This window comes from Janthinobacterium sp. GW456P (assembly GCF_002127655.1).
Lineage (GTDB): Bacteria > Pseudomonadota > Gammaproteobacteria > Burkholderiales > Burkholderiaceae_D > Janthinobacterium.
Map to the genome: position 1 here is coordinate 89,973 of NZ_NEHB01000020.1, position 15,036 is coordinate 105,008.

Consider the following 15,036-nt stretch of genomic DNA (forward strand, 5'->3'; position numbering starts at 1 on the left):
TGCTTGCTCCATTCAATGATTCTTACGCGGCCACGTAGCCACGCTTGTGCATTTCGGTTTTCACGCCCGTGTAATAGCTGTCGCTGATGCGGTACTTGAACATCAGCAGTCCCATCAGCAAGTGAAAGAAGCCGGGGATGATAGACAGCATCAGGGCGATGCCGTTCAGGGCGAATTGCGTTTGCTCATGGTTGGGCTGGTAATCGAAATACGCCAGCAGCACGCCCACCAGGCCGCCTGCCACCGCCATGCCTGCCTTTTGGCAGACGGAAATGCCGCCAAAGGCAAAGCCCGAGACGCGCTTACCCGTCTTGACTTGACCGTAATCGATGGTTTCAGCGATGGCCGACCAGAACACGGGCGCATGCAAGTCCACGACGAAGGACAGCAGGAAATACAGGGCGAAGGCCAGCACGGTGTCGCTCGGCTTCACGAAGAAATAGATGGCCAGGCTGATCAGCGCGACGCCGATCTGCGTGTAGCGGAACAGCTTTACCTTGCAGTAAAACTTGGTGATCCAGGTGGAGGCGATCATGGCCAGGATGGCGGCCACCACGCCCGTGGTCAAAAAGGCGGCCACCGTTTCCGTGCTGCCGCCCAGATAGTATTTCGCGTAATAAATGGCGACGGAGCCGCGCACCACATAACCGATGGTGCCCGTGACACACACGCCACACAGCACCAGCCACTGGTCGTTTTGCAGCAGCACTTTCAATTGTTCCAGCAACGATTGTTTTTCCACCACGTGCACCACGCGCTCGGTGGTGGAGAAATAGCAGAACAGGAACAGGGCCACGCCCATGACGGCCATCACGGCCATGGCCGCCTGGTAGCCGACGGCCGGGTTGCCGCCGCCCCAGCGCTGCGACAGGATGGGCACGACGATGGTCACCATGAAGGCGCCGATCTTGGCAAAGAACAGGCGGTAACCGTTGGCCGACAGGCGCTCCTGCGGGTCGCTGGTCAGGCCGCTGATCAGGGAAATGTAGGGGATGCCCACGCCGGCCGTCATGATGGTCATCAGGATATACGTCGAGTATGCCCAGATCAGCTTGGCGTCATATTGCCACTCGGGCGTGCTGAAGACGAAGAAGACGCTGACGCCGTACGGCACGGCCAGCCACAGCAGATACGGGCGGTAGCGGCCCGAGGCAAAGCTGTAGCGGTCGGTGATCTGGCCCATAACCAGGTCGGCGATGGCGCCGATGACTTTCACGGCCACGAACAGCAGGGCCAGGTCCGTGGTTTTCAAGCCATAGATATCGGTATAGAAAAAGGTGATGATCAGCATCATCGACGAGATGACGACATTGAGCGCCATGTCGCCGGCGCCGAAGCCGACCTTTTCAACGGTGGATAATTTTTGCGTCTCCATGCTTTCCGTCCATTCTTTTGATGATGAATCGTGCCTGACTGCCCAACTGACATGGGCGCTGCCGGCCGAAACCTTGGCAACGCCCTTGATTTTTTACTGTGCGATCAACTTACATCTTCCAACGTAAAGACAGGCCGACTGTGCGGTCATAACGCCGCGTATCGCGCGCATACACGCCCGGCTCGTTCCAGTAATCCTTGAACTTGGTGTCGAGCAAGTTATTCCCATCGAGGGTCAGCGTGAACCGGTCGTTGAGCTTGTACGACAGCGAGCCGTCAAGCTGGGCCGTGGCCGCCACTTTCAAGTCCAGGCCAGGGCCGCCCTGGTTGTAGCTGTCGATGAATTTCGAGCGCCAGTTGTAGGCCAGGCGGCCCGACCACGCGTCTTTTTCGTACAGCAGCACAAGATTGTAGGCATAGCGCGACACGCCCGTGATGGCATGGCTGCCCGTCTCGTCGTCGGTGGTGCCGCTCATGTAGGTGCCGTTCGCCTGCAGGCCCAGGCCGTTCAGGATACCGGGCAAGCCGTCATAAAACTGCTGATAGCCGATTTCCAGGCCTTGCAGCTTGCCGGCAGCCGTGTTGTACGGGCGGTCCACGTCGTAGGTCTTGCCACCGATGGTTTCGCTGGCGATGCGTTGCTGGATATAGCCGTCGAACTTGTGGTGGAACACGGTGGCCGTCACGGACCCGGCCGGCGCGAAATACCATTCCAGCGCGGCGTCGACATTGTCGCCCGTCACCGGCTTCAAGTTCGGATTGCCGCCCGCGCCCGTCGCCTTCACCGTTTCCGTCGAGTTGACCAGGGCCACGCCCGGGTTCAGCTGGGAAAAGCCGGGGCGGCTGATGGTGCGGCCCGCGGCGAAGCGGCCGACCAGGTCGGCGCGCAGCTTGATTTTCAGGGCCACGCTGGGCAGCACGTCGGTGCTGGCCGTGTCGCTGACGACGGGCGTGTACACGCCATCCTCGGAAGTATTGCCTTGCAGGCTTTGCTCCGTGCGTACGACGCGCACGCCCACGGTGCCGTCGACGGGGTAGGCGCCCAGCTTGAAGGCGATCTTCGCCTTGGTATAGATGGAATACGTCTTTTCCGTATCCTTGAAGAACGAGCCCGGGTCCATGGCGCGCGCCGCGCTGCTGCCCGTAACGGCTTCGCGCACGGTGCCCGTGTTATTGAGCAAGAAGCTGGCGCACGGCGTGTACCACTGCTTCAAGCCATAATCAGGGCCGCCGCCGGACATCGGTTCCGACAGGCAATTGAGGCCCGGAATCGACGTCACGCTCTGGCGGCTGAACGGAAACGCGGCGCCGGACACGTCCGGCGCTTCCGCATTGCCCTCGAAACTTTTGATCGATTCGGCTTCGCGCTTGACGCCACGCAGGCCGACGCTGATTTCCTTGAAGATGCCGCCTGAACTCGGCGTGTACGCCAGGTCGGCGCGCACATCGTTCGAGCTGCCCTGATCCCGGCCGTAGCGGTCGAAAAAGCCCTTCAGATAGTAGTTCGACGGGTCTTGCAAGTCGATGCCCGTGTAGTCGACGTGCAGGGTGCCGTTCTGGTTGGTATTGATGCGGGCATTCGGCACGACGGTGATGGCGTCGAGAATCGGGTTACGCCAGGCATACGTGCTTTTGGTGCTGGCTACTTCCGATGTGAAACGCCATTCCGGGTTGATATCCCACAAGCCGCCCACGGCAAATTGATGCGTCTTCGTCTGGTTCTTGTTCGCCTGCGTCGACATGATGGTGTTGACGTTGGTGGAGGTCAGGGTTTGCAGCTGGTTGGTGCCGGGGATTTTTGTGGCCGACACGGGCGTGCCCCACCATGGCAAGCCGACGAAGTAATCGGACTCGGCATCGAGCAGGAAGCGCGTGGCCATGCCTTCGGCATACAGTTCGACGTCGGCGTTCGGCCGCCATTGCAGCACGGCATTGGCCGTCGTGCGGCGGCGGTCGCCCTTGATCGGCAGCAAGCCCACCTGGTCCGGCCCCGTCAAGCCTGGCGACAGGAAACTTTTATCCACGGGCGCCGTACTGAACGCGCGCTCCTCATGGTAACGGTGCTGCTGCTGCGACAGACCCAGCAGCGCACCCACTTCGCCGATGCCCGTCTTCCAGCGGTTCGACAGCATGCCGCTGATGTTCGGGTCGGTGGCCTTCGATTTGTCGCTGTAGACGGCGCGCGTATTCACGCTGGCCGTGAAATCCTTGAAGTCGAACGGGCGATTCGTGCGCACGTCGATGATGCCGGCCACGCCGCCTTCGACCTGGTCCGCGCCTTGCGACTTGTACACGTCGACGCGCTGCAGCATGGTGGCGGGAATGTCGGCCAGGTTGACGTAGCGGCCCGTGGTGGTGAACAGCTCGCGGCCGTTGAGCAGGGTCGTGACATCGCGCAAGCCGCGGATCATGACGGCACTCGCCTCGCCCGAATCGCGGCGGATCTGGATGCCCGAAATGCGCGCCAGGGTTTCGGCCACATTGTTGTCAGGGAATTTGCCGATATCGTCGGCCACGATGGAATCGATGACCTGGTCCGAGCGCATCTTGATCTGCTGGGCATTTTGCGCCGAGCGGCGCACGCCGCTGACGGTCACGACCGACACTTCCGCGGCAGGCTCGGCACCGGCAGCGGCCGCCGCTGCTTCCTGCGCCCAGACCGAAGCCGTGCTCAGCAAGCCGATACCGGCCAATGCCGCGACAGCTGCCTTCAAAGTGAATGGACGAGGGGAAGTGGCCGTGAACGGACCGGTGGCATTGCGCATCATGCATCTCCAGATATTGTTTGATATTTTTATGTCGCTTGCATGTCGTTCGCATGCTCGGCGTTTATCTTAGGGGCTGGGCGATAATCTCTCCAATCAAATTTTCCACAGTTTCGATATCAATTTCGATATCAGCCGCTCGGGCACTTGGACGCGTGTAAAGCGACAACGGCAGGGGCGTCAGCGGCAGTTTCGGGACGAGGATGCTGAAAAAAGTGGCAGCGCGGGCTAACGGCAGCGCGGCGCTACCGGCGCAGGCTGATGTGCTCGAGTCACGATGGGGAATACGGCAGGCAGCCGCATGGCAATGCTGGCTGGATAAAACGGGGGTCTTGATTTGTCTGGTGCGGCTGGCGGGGATCGAACCCACGACCCTTGGCTTCGGAGGCCTAACAATCTAACGTTTATTGGAGTTGACCAAGATAGAAAAGATTTATTAAATCCTTAAAAATCAACTAGATAGATATTTTAGTGAGAGAATTGCATTGACCAACATTGATTGATATACTCAAGATTGGGGTACACAAGGAGTACACCGATTACAGGGCAATTATCATGGCTAAGGTCAAATTCACAACAGGTCGCGTCGCCACCTATCAATGTCAGTCCGAGAAGATCCCATCTTTCCTGTGGGATGCCACGACACCCGGCCTTGGCATTCGAGCAACGCCCAATGGAGCAAAATCCTACATTTTCCAAGCAAAATTGAAGGGTTCTGTCGTACGAATTACTATAGGTTCACCGGCAACATGGTCCCTAACCGCCGCTCAAAGAGAAGCGTCACGCTTGCGAGTCATCATCGACATGGGGCAGGACCCACGCCAACTAAGGGCAGATGAGCTAGCGGCACAGCAGCTAGAGCGAGAAACGCAGCTCGCGGCAAGAGTAGCAGATCAAGCTAGCCAAGCAGCATTGGAACAGCTGAAGGCAGTTGAAAGCGCAAAGCGTGATCTGCTCGGTCGCATTGCTTGGGAGGCGTACCTTGATGCTCCACATCCTAAATGGGGTGTACAACATCGAGCCGATCACCTTATCGCTGCGAATCCGGGCGGAGTCAAAGCCAAGATCGGAACAAAAAAAACGAAAGCGGCACCCCTCGCTATCCTACTCTCGCTCCCGCTTTACAAGATCACTGCACCAGTTGTACATCAATGGTTAACCAACGAATGCGAAACACGGCCAACGTTTGCTCATAACTCCTTTCGTAAATTCAGAACCTTCATTCGCTGGTGCGCAAAACATCCCGTGTATAGCGAAATAACTCACCCAGATTGTTGTCTAACGGACGAAATCAAAGACATCGTTCCCAGCAATAAAACCAGGGAGGGCGATAGTTTGCAACGCGAGCAACTATCCGATTGGTTTAATGCAGTCAGGAAACTATCGAACCCAGTCATAAGCACCTATTTGCAGGGGTTGCTCATCACTGGAGCGCGACGGGAAGAATTGGCAGAACTTCAATGGGAGCACATCGATTTTCGTTGGAGAAGCTTGACTATCCATGACAAAGTGGAAGGCCAACGAACTATTCCTTTGACACCTTATCTTGCGAGCATTATCATGAAATTGCCAAGACGCAACAAATGGGTCTTTAGTAGCCCAACTGCCGCAAGCGGTCGATTGATGGAACCGCGCATCGCCCACACCAAAGCGCTTACCTTGGCTGGCCTACCTCACGTGTCTCTCCATGGTCTACGCAGATCTTTCGGAACATTATGCGAATGGGTAGAAATGCCCAGCGGCATATCAGCCCAAATTATGGGGCATAAGCCTAGTGCATTGGCCGAAAAGCACTATCGACGCAGGCCTATCGATTTGCTTCGAAAATGGCATGACCAAGTAGAAGTCTGGATGCTCGAACAAGCAAAAATTCCATTTAACGAAACTGACATTCCCTTGATACTACCCGATCAACAGTCAGATCAAAGTCCCCCTTCGACTAATGAACCTATCTAGTGAGCAGTATCAGCAAATCAGTACGCTGCATGTAAGAGACGAAAAAATTCGTAAGCTTCTAAAACTAGAAAGTTGGACTCCAGCTATGGTAGCCCAACTTATCTATGGCATCGATGTACCATTTGGGATAACTGATATTATTACTGATGGACGATCACTTGATGGAAAGATCCTACTACCTTCAGATCGAGCCATCCGCGACGCGCAGAATATTTTTAATGAATGGATGGAATATCATAGCGAGGACAGCGAAGTTCACAAAAAGGCTCGCCGAGAAATTGATTGGACTGAATTCTTTGCATTTTTCATAGAAGAAGATTTCAAAACACCTTGGATGTGTTTAGTAATGAAATTAGCAGGCATACAGATTCCTGGATATGAGAGCACAATGCCGGATGCTATGAACATACTTTTTTCCTCGGTTAATGCCACGCCAAATTCCGAATCAGTGATAAATAACAAAGTAAAATCTCTCACGACTCCTAATGGCCACTCTCCATCAATAAGCGCACTACCAACGAAAAGAAGTAACAATAGTCGTTGGAATTCGCTTCGGACTCATATTGAGTCAGCAAAATCGTTAGCCAAAGGCGAGAAGACAACACAAGACGTTTACGAAGTATTAAAGGAAATGGCACTCGATAGTCAACCTCCATTTTCACACGTGAAGGATGGAGTGCTATGGTACACGGACAACAATGACATAAAGCAGCCGTTGACTCGACGAATGCTGGGCCAGCGCCTTGCAAGGTATAGTGGTAAGGTCCAACAGAAATCCAGGACCGTTAAGGACCGTCAGTAAGCTTTAGGGACCGAACATAAGTGTTTCCATCTATATTCGTCCTAAGATTGATTCCAAGCGATTCACATCGAAACAAGTCGGCCTGTGTTCCCCCCACAGGCACCTTCTCAGATGGGAGCAATCGCCAAAACCTTCTTGGGATACGTAGATGAAAAAACAACCTTCCGCATCATGGAGCGCTGCAAACATGCTCACAACAGAGACGCTCTCCAATGCGCTCGCCATGCGCCCGCAATCCATCCGTAAACGCCTCTGCCAGACTGGGGAATATTACGGCATCCGCCCCACCAAGCTGCCTAACGGTCGTCTGTTATGGCCAGCTGACTCGCTGCAACAACTCGTTGCCTCGGGATCTAAATAACTCCTCATATTTTCAACTGACCTGGCTAGTGTCAAACCTAGCCCGAGTCCGGTCACGGAAAACATTCAAAAAAAACCACAGATAGCGATATAAAAGTAAATAAATAGTCAATTTTTCATAACTTGTACATGAAACACTTAACTTGTACATGATTTTAACTATGTCGCTGATAACAGCGACTTCTGAATTTGTCGCTCTCCGACTCGGTATCGATTCGCAAAAGAAAGAAGTTTAAACGCATAACTTGCAAAACAAATTAACGGACAATTTTCCTTATTCCCGTAATAGAACTGCCTTTTCTTAGCGATTCAAGCCACAGTTTACCGCAGACAATTTTGGATATAAATGTTATTAGAGGATAGATTAAATAAAAATACATAATGGAAAATCAATTAATGATGATCACACTCAAAGATGATCAGCTTTACATAGAGCATAAACCTCAATGGAAATAAACAATAACGATGAAATCATTACGGTAAAAGATATTTATATCGCTATCGACAATGATTCAAATACTTCTGAGCAACTAGAAAACGGTAAAATTACAACGACAATACACCTAAGCCATGGGAGTCTTTATTACTCAATAGAAAAATTTATTGAGAATGTAATAATGACAAAGGAATTGGCTTATGAATTTAGATGGGAAAAAGGAAAGCAGAGAATATATAAATTTTCACTAGCTAACGATTATAAAATGCTAAAGCACTTCATAGGAATTTTTGATGAAGAGAAACATTATAGCGAAAATGTTCAATTATTCTTTCAGTGCTGCAAAAAAAATAACATCGGATACTACTCATTTATGTCCAACCCGGGTGTATTTTTAGCTGAATTCGGAAAAATAGGAGCGGCTGTATTTAATGACCTTATCGAGGATATCAGGTCGGCTGCAAAAAGTTCGTCATTTAAAAAGAAAGTATCCTCAAGAAAGCATAATTGCATAAGAAATTATAGAAGTGCTGAAAAATACGTCAAGACGCTTTTCATGAAATATTCCAGAATGTTGGTTATGCGAATAGACTTGGGGTTTAGAAATGATCACCCTGAACAGAAAAATGAAATGTCACTTGAAAAAGCTCAGAAGTATTTTTTCAAATTTCTAAACAATATCCGGAATACTGATATTTACAGAAATCAAATTGGATATATTTGGAAGCTTGAGTCTGGCAGGGAAAAAGGATATCATTTTCACCTGATGTTTTTTTATGACGGCTCTTTAAGTCAAAAGGATCACTATATTGCAGACCAAATTGGGAAATATTGGATCAGTTTAACTGAGGGAGTTGGGATATTCTACAATTGCAACGCAAGTAAACACAAATATCGAAATTGTGGCATAGGCATGGTTGGACATTCGGATGATGCGATGTGCAAAAATTTATATCTTGCATTGAAATATCTATTCAAAAAAGATCAGTTTCTTTCTGAAAAATTTAAGTTACGCACACGCGTTTATGGTCGTGGTGAACTATCTAAGTTACGAGTGGGCGGCGCAGGAAGGCCAAGAAAAAAAATAGATTCGAGCTAAACAAATGAGGACGTAAGTCCTCATCTGTTTAATCCATCCTTCTTAATTTACCCAGGGGATTTTCCACTTTTGCAAGATTGTTCCCATTCATCAATCTGATCTTGAATAATCATCGCCTCGGCCCCCTCAGACTTCCTAAATAAATTTATCCATGAATCAACACAGTCCGTTTGTTCCCTTGTAGTGGCTGTCGCCAACGGAGTTGCCTCTTCACGCTTACCTCTAACCCATATGCTTTTTTCAAGAACTTCCCCATCAGGTCGATATTTTTTCATCTCGCCATTGTATTGACCATCTTCAATTTTAGCGCTAAATACGAGATGATTGGTATTTTCATCACGGCGCTCTTCGAGCCCATCCATTACACCATTTTTCCAAAGCACGCTATGAATTAATTCGCCGTTGCTATAAGAGAAAATTTCGATGGACCATTAATATCCCCATCTTTATATTCGGCTTCGGCAACGATTCTTCCGTCGTGCTTGACGTCGTAGATAGTTACTTTTCCATCAAGTGAATTTTTCTTAAACGTAAAACTAAAAAGCGGTGTCCCTAGGCTTGGAATTTTGCAAGTAGTGGCGCCGTCCAGTAGACCGCCATCAGAAATCGTGTCACAAACAATTCTACCGTAGCCATTTCCAGTCATAGCCTCTAGTGAATTCACTGCAAGAATCTCTGCCAAAGACTTATTCGACGAGACGTTGTTTATCAGATCTGTAATTTTTATAATTTTTTGAACCGGCATATTTCTCAGAGGCATGTTAGTGATTTTTCCTGTAAATGCTTTGTTTTCGCCTCGTTCGTAAATTAAATTATTAGAAATTTCAATATTTCTAAAATCAACTGTTTTATTGCATCCTACAACGGTTAGCGCTGATAAAATAATCAGAGAAATATTTGATATTGAATTGGTTTTCATTATTGCTTTCTTAAAGATTCGCTCGGTTGAGTAAATGCTGCTTCACCTAAGTATGTCTGCGCTGTAATGGCATGACCGCAAGGTGTAGCAAGAATGGGAGTTTTGGTTACAAAATAATTCAAAAATGGGTCGTAAATGCCGTGGCCATAAATGCATCATAGCGCGACCATTTACGCATGGCAAGAGTTTCGGCAAAGTTGGATAAAGACGAAGATCTGGTGCGTTTTGGCGCATCGGTCAAAGCACGTCGCGTACTCTTAGGACTCTCTCAGGAGGCGCTAGCGGATCGCGCCGGTATAGACCGGTCCCATATGGGCAAACTTGAGCGGGGAGAAAGGAACGTATCGTTTTTGAACATCGTGAGAATTTCTAATGCGATTCAATGCAAGCCATCTGAATTGTTTGTTGATGCTGGTCTATGATCGTTGAGGTAGGCTATGGTTATGTGCCTTGATGCAGTGGGCTCACCTTGCTCCACGCAAGAATTCTTTGAATCGCGCGTAGATTTTCTACAGCAGTTAGGTTAAGCCTTCGGTCATGTGATCAATCAATCTCTATGCATCATTGGATGCGTGGAGTGGAGTTTTCTGTTTGGGGCATTGTTAGGTATCTTTAGCTTCTCGCTTGGGCTCTCAGAATTCGATAGACCGATGCAATCCCAATAGAGCACGCGTCGGCAATTTCTTGCTTAGTCAATCCTTTACCATGTAGTGAGTGCACTCTTGCCCCTTTTGCTTGTGCAGTTGGAGCACGGCCCGTGTATGCACCGCGCTTCTTCGCAGCTGCGATACCAACCTTCTGACGCTCCAGCATGTTTTCCCGCTCAAACTGTGCAATAGAAGCAAACAGGTTGAACGTTAAACGTCCTGAAGGAGTCGCCGTGTCGATGGCTAAATCCAAGATGCGAATCGTGGCTCCAGCGCCAGCAACCCGTGCTTCAATCTCGATCATGTGGAGCATCGAGCGGGCGGCACGAGACAGGCTACTAAACACCAACACGTCACCGACCTTCAACCCGGCCAATACTTTTACGAACTCGACTCGGTCTTCCATCTTGACGCTACTAATCTGCTCTCGATAAATCGACTGGTCTGAGCATCCGGCATCCTTCAATTTTTCAATCTGATCTGCAAGCCCCGCGACCTGCTCAACGGTTGAGGTGCGCGCGTATCCATACACGGTCATAATTTTTCCTATTATCAAAAGGGTTTAGATGTGGTGAAATTATCAATAGGATCTAAGCTTCCTGAACGGTTTGATAGTTTTTTGTGCCCGGCAAGGTTTAGATCACATGGCCCTGCCCGTGTGATAGCATCGATAGGCTTGGCCGCGCCAGTTTTGCTAAATGCCGACGAATCGCTGCGAAATTGATGAGATCGAATTTACACAGTTTGAAAGTGGCGACTCTTTCGCTACGCACGGCATTGCTAGCACCCCAATTCAGTTGTTGCGTCATGACGAGCACCTTCTTGCTGCAAGTAACTACAGACATGCAGCTTAGTTAAAAATGCTCACGAAGTAGTATTATTCAAATTTCACATACATGGTACTTATGGCCACCAGAAAACCGAGAACTCCCAAGGACCCCAATGCTCCAAAAAAACCTAGGGTAGTTAAGGACAAATCACCACGCTTCGGAATAGGCGAGTGGTTTGGAAAAAACGTTACGCTCATGACTGGCGCTGAACGTCGTGCGTTGGCGGAGGAAGTGTTGAAGCCTAAATCCGAAAGGACCCCACAACCATGTCCATTCAAGGCAACGAAAGATGGAGGAATGTGCAATAAGGAAGGCGGCGTTTGTTCGTTGCGACAGTACGCTTACGGAGTCCATCCCGAAACCGGGAGGGCCATGGGAATACCCGTCGAGGGGAAACAGGGGGCGTTGCGCGCGACCTGCCCTTACCGATTCCATGAAGCAAAAACGGTCTTCAACTGGGTTGGTGAAGTCATTTTGGGGGACAGCGAGCCACACCTCGTTGGCGAGGTCGGTTTCCTGGAGGCGGGCGCCACGACTGACTCTGACGGTGGCGAAGACGTGGGACGAATCGATATGGTTTTGGTCAGCAGCAAAACCGTAGATTCGGACAAGAAGGATTGGGCGGCGCTGGAAGTTCAAGCGGTCTATTTTTCTGGCAGCGCGATGCGACCGGAGTTCAATGCTTATTCGGATAAAAGCTGCGACTGGATAATTTTTCCGGCAGCCAATCGACGTCCGGATTATCGCTCCAGCGGGCCAAAGCGGCTTATGCCACAACTTCAGATTAAAGTTCCAACCCTCCGGAGGTGGGGCCGCAAGATGGCGGTGGTTGTAGACGAGTCATTCTTCGATTCAATCGGCGAGATGGACAATGTGCAACACATTTCGAATGCAGACATTGCATGGTTTACCGTTGGTTTTGAGGAGGTTGAAAATTCAGCTCAGATGCGACTTGTGCCTAAAGAAGTACGTTATACGACATTAGAGCGCACGGTGGAGGGATTGACTGGTGGAAAGGCAGTTGCACTGCCTATTTTTGAAGCGCGGATCACAAGCAAAATCAGGAATCCCCAACCACTGTCATCGGTCGGTGCCACAGTAATTCCAGAGGGAGACACGTCCGAAATCGATGCCGAGGATAGCGATGGATTCGAACTAAAAGGTTGAAGAGCAGCCCGATGAAAATTCATCATTAAATCTGTGACATTAGGACATCAAAGCGACATGGCGACGCCTAAGGCGTCGCCATTAATTGCTTAACCTCGCGTCCTCAAAACACGATTAGCCGTTCGCCGTTAAAACCGCTGCATCAATAGACATACTGTCCAGGCTTTCCCTCAGCTTGGTTGCGATTGCACGAGCCATCAGAACAGGTACAGCGTTTCCGACCTGTTCGTACTGAGAAACGCGCGAACCTAAGATTCGATATGAGTCCGGAAAACTTTGAAATCGCGCAGCTTCACGAACGGTCAGGGTTCGATCTTGGTCGGGTAAAAACACAGTCCCCCAATGCGGGTCGCATTTTGTCAGCACAGTCCCAGAGAGCCCGCTGCCAAGCAGCCGCCCATACCGCTTGGTATGGTCCGAGCGCCGCGCACGCTGCATTCCCTTCGGCAGCAGATCATGCGGAATGTCGCGCCAGCTACCACCAGGTGGCACGTGCTTCATTCGTTCCTGATTCTGTTTGCCAAGCTTTGCAGCAAAGTGATTGAACGTAACATTTTCCTGACTCCTGATTTTACGTGCGAAGTCAGACTTGGCGTCATGTGTATAACCAACTTCTTCTGCCCCTTCCCCCATTTCAAGACGCGGCAAATCGTCTATCGCATCTGAGACCGTTGTGCAGGGTAAAAGACGGTCGCGGTCTTCCTCACCCAGCGGAAAAACAAGTTCGCCACGCCGGAAATTCGTTCGACCGGTTGCAAAATGGGTCGGCTCGGGATGCTGCAACGCGCTGGTACTGGAGCCAAGAATAATGAGTCTCCATCGCTCTTGCGGCACGCCGTAATGTGCAGCGAAGAGTATTTTTAATGTCAACTCATATCCAAGTTTTGTAAGTTCCTTGGTGATCTGGCGCAGGACCTTTCCGTCACCTAACTGGACCATACCAGGGACATTTTCCAGTACGAACGTCTTCGGACGGAATTCTGCAACGAACTTCACGTAGTGTTTAAACAGCTTGTTCCGTGGATCATCCAAAAACCGCTCAGGTGCGTTGATAGAGAAGCCTTGGCAAGGAGGACCACCGACGAGAACGTCAAGTTCACCTTCGGCGAGACCAAGTTGTTTGCGAATTTCCGCTGGGTCCACTTGCTCGACAGGCCTGTTATCGGCAATTGCCTCAGGATGATTATGCGAAAATGTTTCGATGGCTTCAGGCATAATGTCATTACCGTAGAGGCAACGATATCCAGCTTGGCGAAAGCCTTCTGTGATGCCACCGGCACCGCAGAAAAGGTCGATTGTTGTGTATGCTGGCGAGGGAACCTTAGCGGAGGCCCCGCCATCTATCATGGTCAGGCGGTTGCGCGACATTTTTTTGTGCGTTTTCATAAATGGAATCTCTCGCATTTTACTTCGGTTGCTGAAATTAGTGGCGTCTCAATTCTCGGAATTTTATTGCAAATTCGGCACACAGTTGCACGAAATACCATCTTCTCTATGTCATATCGACAAGCATTTTTGCTACGCTAGAACAAGATTTGCTCCTTGAATCGTGCAGAATGCTTTCCAGGAAACTCAATTTTTTTGCACTGTGTTTTTATACAGTATTCTAGGTGATAGACTCAAAACCTACAACTAAATACAGTGGACGCCTCCGAAGGCCTCCACCGGGCGTTTCAGAGTTGAGAGCTTGCGCAGTTTCACTCAACCATCTGAAGCGCAATGCCGAGCGCTTTATCCTTCAGCGCAGCTCCCTGACCGAACCAAGCTGACTCCAGCCGGTAGTCAGCACTGCGCGCACGTCGCTGGTGATCAACGAACTCCGTCACGGAGTTCAGCAGGCCAAATGCCGTGCCCTTTGACGATTCGAGTTCGGCTCCCTTGCCATGCCCATCAAATAGCGCTAGGACTTTGCTCATGCCGCGCTCGTTGGCGTTGGCTAATGCAAGCTGGGGGCCTGAAAAAACGCGTTGAATGTAATTGGATGCTTCCGATGACGTCACTCTCCGCTCGCTGAGCGCTTTCATTCCGTACATGAAAGCATCCCACGTCGACACCGATATACCAAGCTGGCGTTTGACAAGCAAGGGATCGAAAGATGTACTGTGTTTTACTTTAACAGCACCGGAACTGCCTGCCAGCGCAACAGCCAACGTATTGTTGCAAACGACACGAATGCTAGTGAATTGTGCTGTCGTTGCCAGGGTGCCGTCACATGCGGTTGCAAGTAAAACATAGGCATTGGTCACGTCGTTACCCTTAAGCGTTGACGACTGCCCTGTTCGAGCCAGCGCCCAAATTTTACGCCCTCCTTTCAAAATTCCAGCAGTTTCTAGTTCGAAACCACTAACCTCCGTGAGGTCGCGATAAAACTCAAGAATCTCTGCGGGTTGTACAACTTTGTAGCGTTGGCTAACTACGGACAGCGGTGAAATAGCCCCTTGATTCACCAGACACAGCCTATGCGTTATTCTTACGGATAGGAATAGGACTGTGCATATGACTAGGAACAAGCAAACAATCGAGGTAGTGACGGTGAGCCAGGAGCGCCGCAGGCGCTGGTCTGCCGAGGAAAAAGCGGCGCTGGTGCGCGAGACTTACGAGCCAGGCATGAACGTGTCGCTGGTCGCTCGCAAGCACGGCGTCGGTGCAAGCCAGTTGTTCAACTGGCGCAAGCTCGAACG

At 50.5% G+C, this 15,036-nt stretch carries 16 protein-coding genes; 7 read left to right on the forward strand and 9 right to left on the reverse strand.

The features are described from left to right. Nucleotides 1-22 precede the first annotated feature (22 nt). The 3 genes from CBW66_RS18765 to CBW66_RS28595 form a co-directional block, all read right to left on the reverse strand. Nucleotides 23-1,375, reverse strand: a complete 1,353-nt coding sequence (locus CBW66_RS18765; protein WP_086140700.1) for an MFS transporter — start codon at nucleotides 1,373-1,375, stop codon at nucleotides 23-25. A 109-nt stretch (nucleotides 1,376-1,484) separates the two neighbouring features. After that, the gene (locus CBW66_RS18770; protein WP_086140701.1) at nucleotides 1,485-4,142 is read right to left on the reverse strand and encodes a TonB-dependent receptor; all 2,658 of its coding nucleotides are present in this window, start codon (nucleotides 4,140-4,142) and stop codon (nucleotides 1,485-1,487) included. A gap of 61 nt (nucleotides 4,143-4,203) precedes the next feature. Further along, nucleotides 4,204-4,509 (reverse strand): hypothetical protein, encoded by a 306-nt coding sequence (locus CBW66_RS28595; protein WP_139841800.1) that lies wholly within the window; start codon nucleotides 4,507-4,509, stop codon nucleotides 4,204-4,206. A gap of 185 nt (nucleotides 4,510-4,694) precedes the next feature. On the opposite strand from CBW66_RS28595, the gene CBW66_RS18775 reads away from it, so the two are divergent. The 4 genes from CBW66_RS18775 (at nucleotide 4,695) to CBW66_RS18785 (ending at nucleotide 8,792) form a co-directional block, all read left to right on the forward strand. Next, the gene (locus CBW66_RS18775; RefSeq protein ID WP_086140711.1) at nucleotides 4,695-6,095 is read left to right on the forward strand and encodes a site-specific integrase; all 1,401 of its coding nucleotides are present in this window, start codon (nucleotides 4,695-4,697) and stop codon (nucleotides 6,093-6,095) included. After that, complete coding sequence (locus CBW66_RS28600; RefSeq protein ID WP_139841801.1) at nucleotides 6,082-6,897, forward strand: hypothetical protein; 816 nt, start codon at nucleotides 6,082-6,084, stop codon at nucleotides 6,895-6,897. The genes CBW66_RS18775 and CBW66_RS28600 overlap by 14 nt, the downstream gene beginning before the upstream one ends. Before the next feature lie 148 nt (nucleotides 6,898-7,045). Then, a complete protein-coding gene (locus CBW66_RS18780) occupies nucleotides 7,046-7,258 on the forward strand; it encodes a DNA-binding protein (RefSeq protein WP_086140702.1) in 213 nt (70 codons plus the stop codon). 445 nt (nucleotides 7,259-7,703) lie between these two features. Then, nucleotides 7,704-8,792 (forward strand): inovirus-type Gp2 protein, encoded by a 1,089-nt coding sequence (locus tag CBW66_RS18785; RefSeq protein WP_086140703.1) that lies wholly within the window; start codon nucleotides 7,704-7,706, stop codon nucleotides 8,790-8,792. A 47-nt stretch (nucleotides 8,793-8,839) separates the two neighbouring features. Here CBW66_RS18785 and CBW66_RS28605 read toward each other — a convergent pair whose 3' ends face one another. Continuing rightward, nucleotides 8,840-9,154 carry a hypothetical protein gene (locus CBW66_RS28605; RefSeq protein ID WP_139841802.1) on the reverse strand — a complete coding sequence of 105 codons (315 nt, stop codon included), beginning with the start codon at nucleotides 9,152-9,154 and terminating at the stop codon, nucleotides 8,840-8,842. Between the two features lie 29 nt (nucleotides 9,155-9,183). Further along, nucleotides 9,184-9,711 carry a hypothetical protein gene (locus tag CBW66_RS28610; protein ID WP_139841803.1) on the reverse strand — a complete coding sequence of 176 codons (528 nt, stop codon included), beginning with the start codon at nucleotides 9,709-9,711 and terminating at the stop codon, nucleotides 9,184-9,186. Nucleotides 9,712-9,887: 176 nt separating this feature from the next. On the opposite strand from CBW66_RS28610, the gene CBW66_RS18795 reads away from it, so the two are divergent. Then, nucleotides 9,888-10,133 carry a helix-turn-helix domain-containing protein gene (locus CBW66_RS18795; protein ID WP_086140705.1) on the forward strand — a complete coding sequence of 82 codons (246 nt, stop codon included), beginning with the start codon at nucleotides 9,888-9,890 and terminating at the stop codon, nucleotides 10,131-10,133. Nucleotides 10,134-10,323: 190 nt separating this feature from the next. Here CBW66_RS18795 and CBW66_RS18800 read toward each other — a convergent pair whose 3' ends face one another. Continuing rightward, a complete protein-coding gene (locus tag CBW66_RS18800) occupies nucleotides 10,324-10,896 on the reverse strand; it encodes a recombinase family protein (protein ID WP_086140706.1) in 573 nt (190 codons plus the stop codon). A 97-nt stretch (nucleotides 10,897-10,993) separates the two neighbouring features. Beyond that, nucleotides 10,994-11,167 carry a hypothetical protein gene (locus CBW66_RS29050; RefSeq protein ID WP_170933090.1) on the reverse strand — a complete coding sequence of 58 codons (174 nt, stop codon included), beginning with the start codon at nucleotides 11,165-11,167 and terminating at the stop codon, nucleotides 10,994-10,996. 216 nt (nucleotides 11,168-11,383) lie between these two features. Here CBW66_RS29050 and CBW66_RS18805 point away from each other — a divergent pair, with 216 nt between their 5' ends. After that, nucleotides 11,384-12,355: a NotI family restriction endonuclease gene (locus CBW66_RS18805; protein WP_268992765.1), complete on the forward strand. Its 972-nt coding sequence runs from the start codon at nucleotides 11,384-11,386 to the stop codon at nucleotides 12,353-12,355. Nucleotides 12,356-12,469: 114 nt separating this feature from the next. On the opposite strand, the gene CBW66_RS18810 is transcribed toward CBW66_RS18805, so the two are convergent. Both CBW66_RS18810 and CBW66_RS18815 read right to left on the reverse strand, forming a co-directional pair. Further along, a complete protein-coding gene (locus tag CBW66_RS18810) occupies nucleotides 12,470-13,741 on the reverse strand; it encodes a DNA cytosine methyltransferase (RefSeq protein WP_205701212.1) in 1,272 nt (423 codons plus the stop codon). A 311-nt stretch (nucleotides 13,742-14,052) separates the two neighbouring features. Next, nucleotides 14,053-14,823, reverse strand: a complete 771-nt coding sequence (locus CBW66_RS18815) for a DUF932 domain-containing protein (protein ID WP_301178833.1) — start codon at nucleotides 14,821-14,823, stop codon at nucleotides 14,053-14,055. 28 nt (nucleotides 14,824-14,851) lie between these two features. Here CBW66_RS18815 and CBW66_RS18820 point away from each other — a divergent pair. Further along, nucleotides 14,852-15,036 (forward strand): transposase (locus CBW66_RS18820; RefSeq protein WP_139843060.1); only part of this gene is annotated, 185 nt, incomplete at its 3' end.

Bases quoted from the DNA above. Each gene is read 5' to 3' on its own strand.
- CBW66_RS28600 (WP_139841801.1), top strand. From the start codon at position 6,082: ATGAACCTATCTAGTGAGCAGTATCAGCAAATCAGTACGCTGCATGTA.
- CBW66_RS18765 (WP_086140700.1), bottom strand. From the start codon at position 1,375: ATGGAGACGCAAAAATTATCCACCGTTGAAAAGGTCGGCTTCGGCGCC.
- CBW66_RS28605 (WP_139841802.1), bottom strand. From the start codon at position 9,154: ATGGATGGGCTCGAAGAGCGCCGTGATGAAAATACCAATCATCTCGTA.
- CBW66_RS18770 (WP_086140701.1), bottom strand. From the start codon at position 4,142: ATGATGCGCAATGCCACCGGTCCGTTCACGGCCACTTCCCCTCGTCCA.
- CBW66_RS18805 (WP_268992765.1), top strand. From the start codon at position 11,384: ATGACTGGCGCTGAACGTCGTGCGTTGGCGGAGGAAGTGTTGAAGCCT.
- CBW66_RS18795 (WP_086140705.1), top strand. From the start codon at position 9,888: ATGGCAAGAGTTTCGGCAAAGTTGGATAAAGACGAAGATCTGGTGCGT.
- CBW66_RS18810 (WP_205701212.1), bottom strand. From the start codon at position 13,741: ATGAAAACGCACAAAAAAATGTCGCGCAACCGCCTGACCATGATAGAT.
- CBW66_RS18775 (WP_086140711.1), top strand. From the start codon at position 4,695: ATGGCTAAGGTCAAATTCACAACAGGTCGCGTCGCCACCTATCAATGT.
- CBW66_RS29050 (WP_170933090.1), bottom strand. From the start codon at position 11,167: ATGACGCAACAACTGAATTGGGGTGCTAGCAATGCCGTGCGTAGCGAA.
- CBW66_RS28610 (WP_139841803.1), bottom strand. From the start codon at position 9,711: ATGAAAACCAATTCAATATCAAATATTTCTCTGATTATTTTATCAGCG.
- CBW66_RS18780 (WP_086140702.1), top strand. From the start codon at position 7,046: ATGAAAAAACAACCTTCCGCATCATGGAGCGCTGCAAACATGCTCACA.
- CBW66_RS18800 (WP_086140706.1), bottom strand. From the start codon at position 10,896: ATGACCGTGTATGGATACGCGCGCACCTCAACCGTTGAGCAGGTCGCG.
- CBW66_RS18785 (WP_086140703.1), top strand. From the start codon at position 7,704: ATGGAAATAAACAATAACGATGAAATCATTACGGTAAAAGATATTTAT.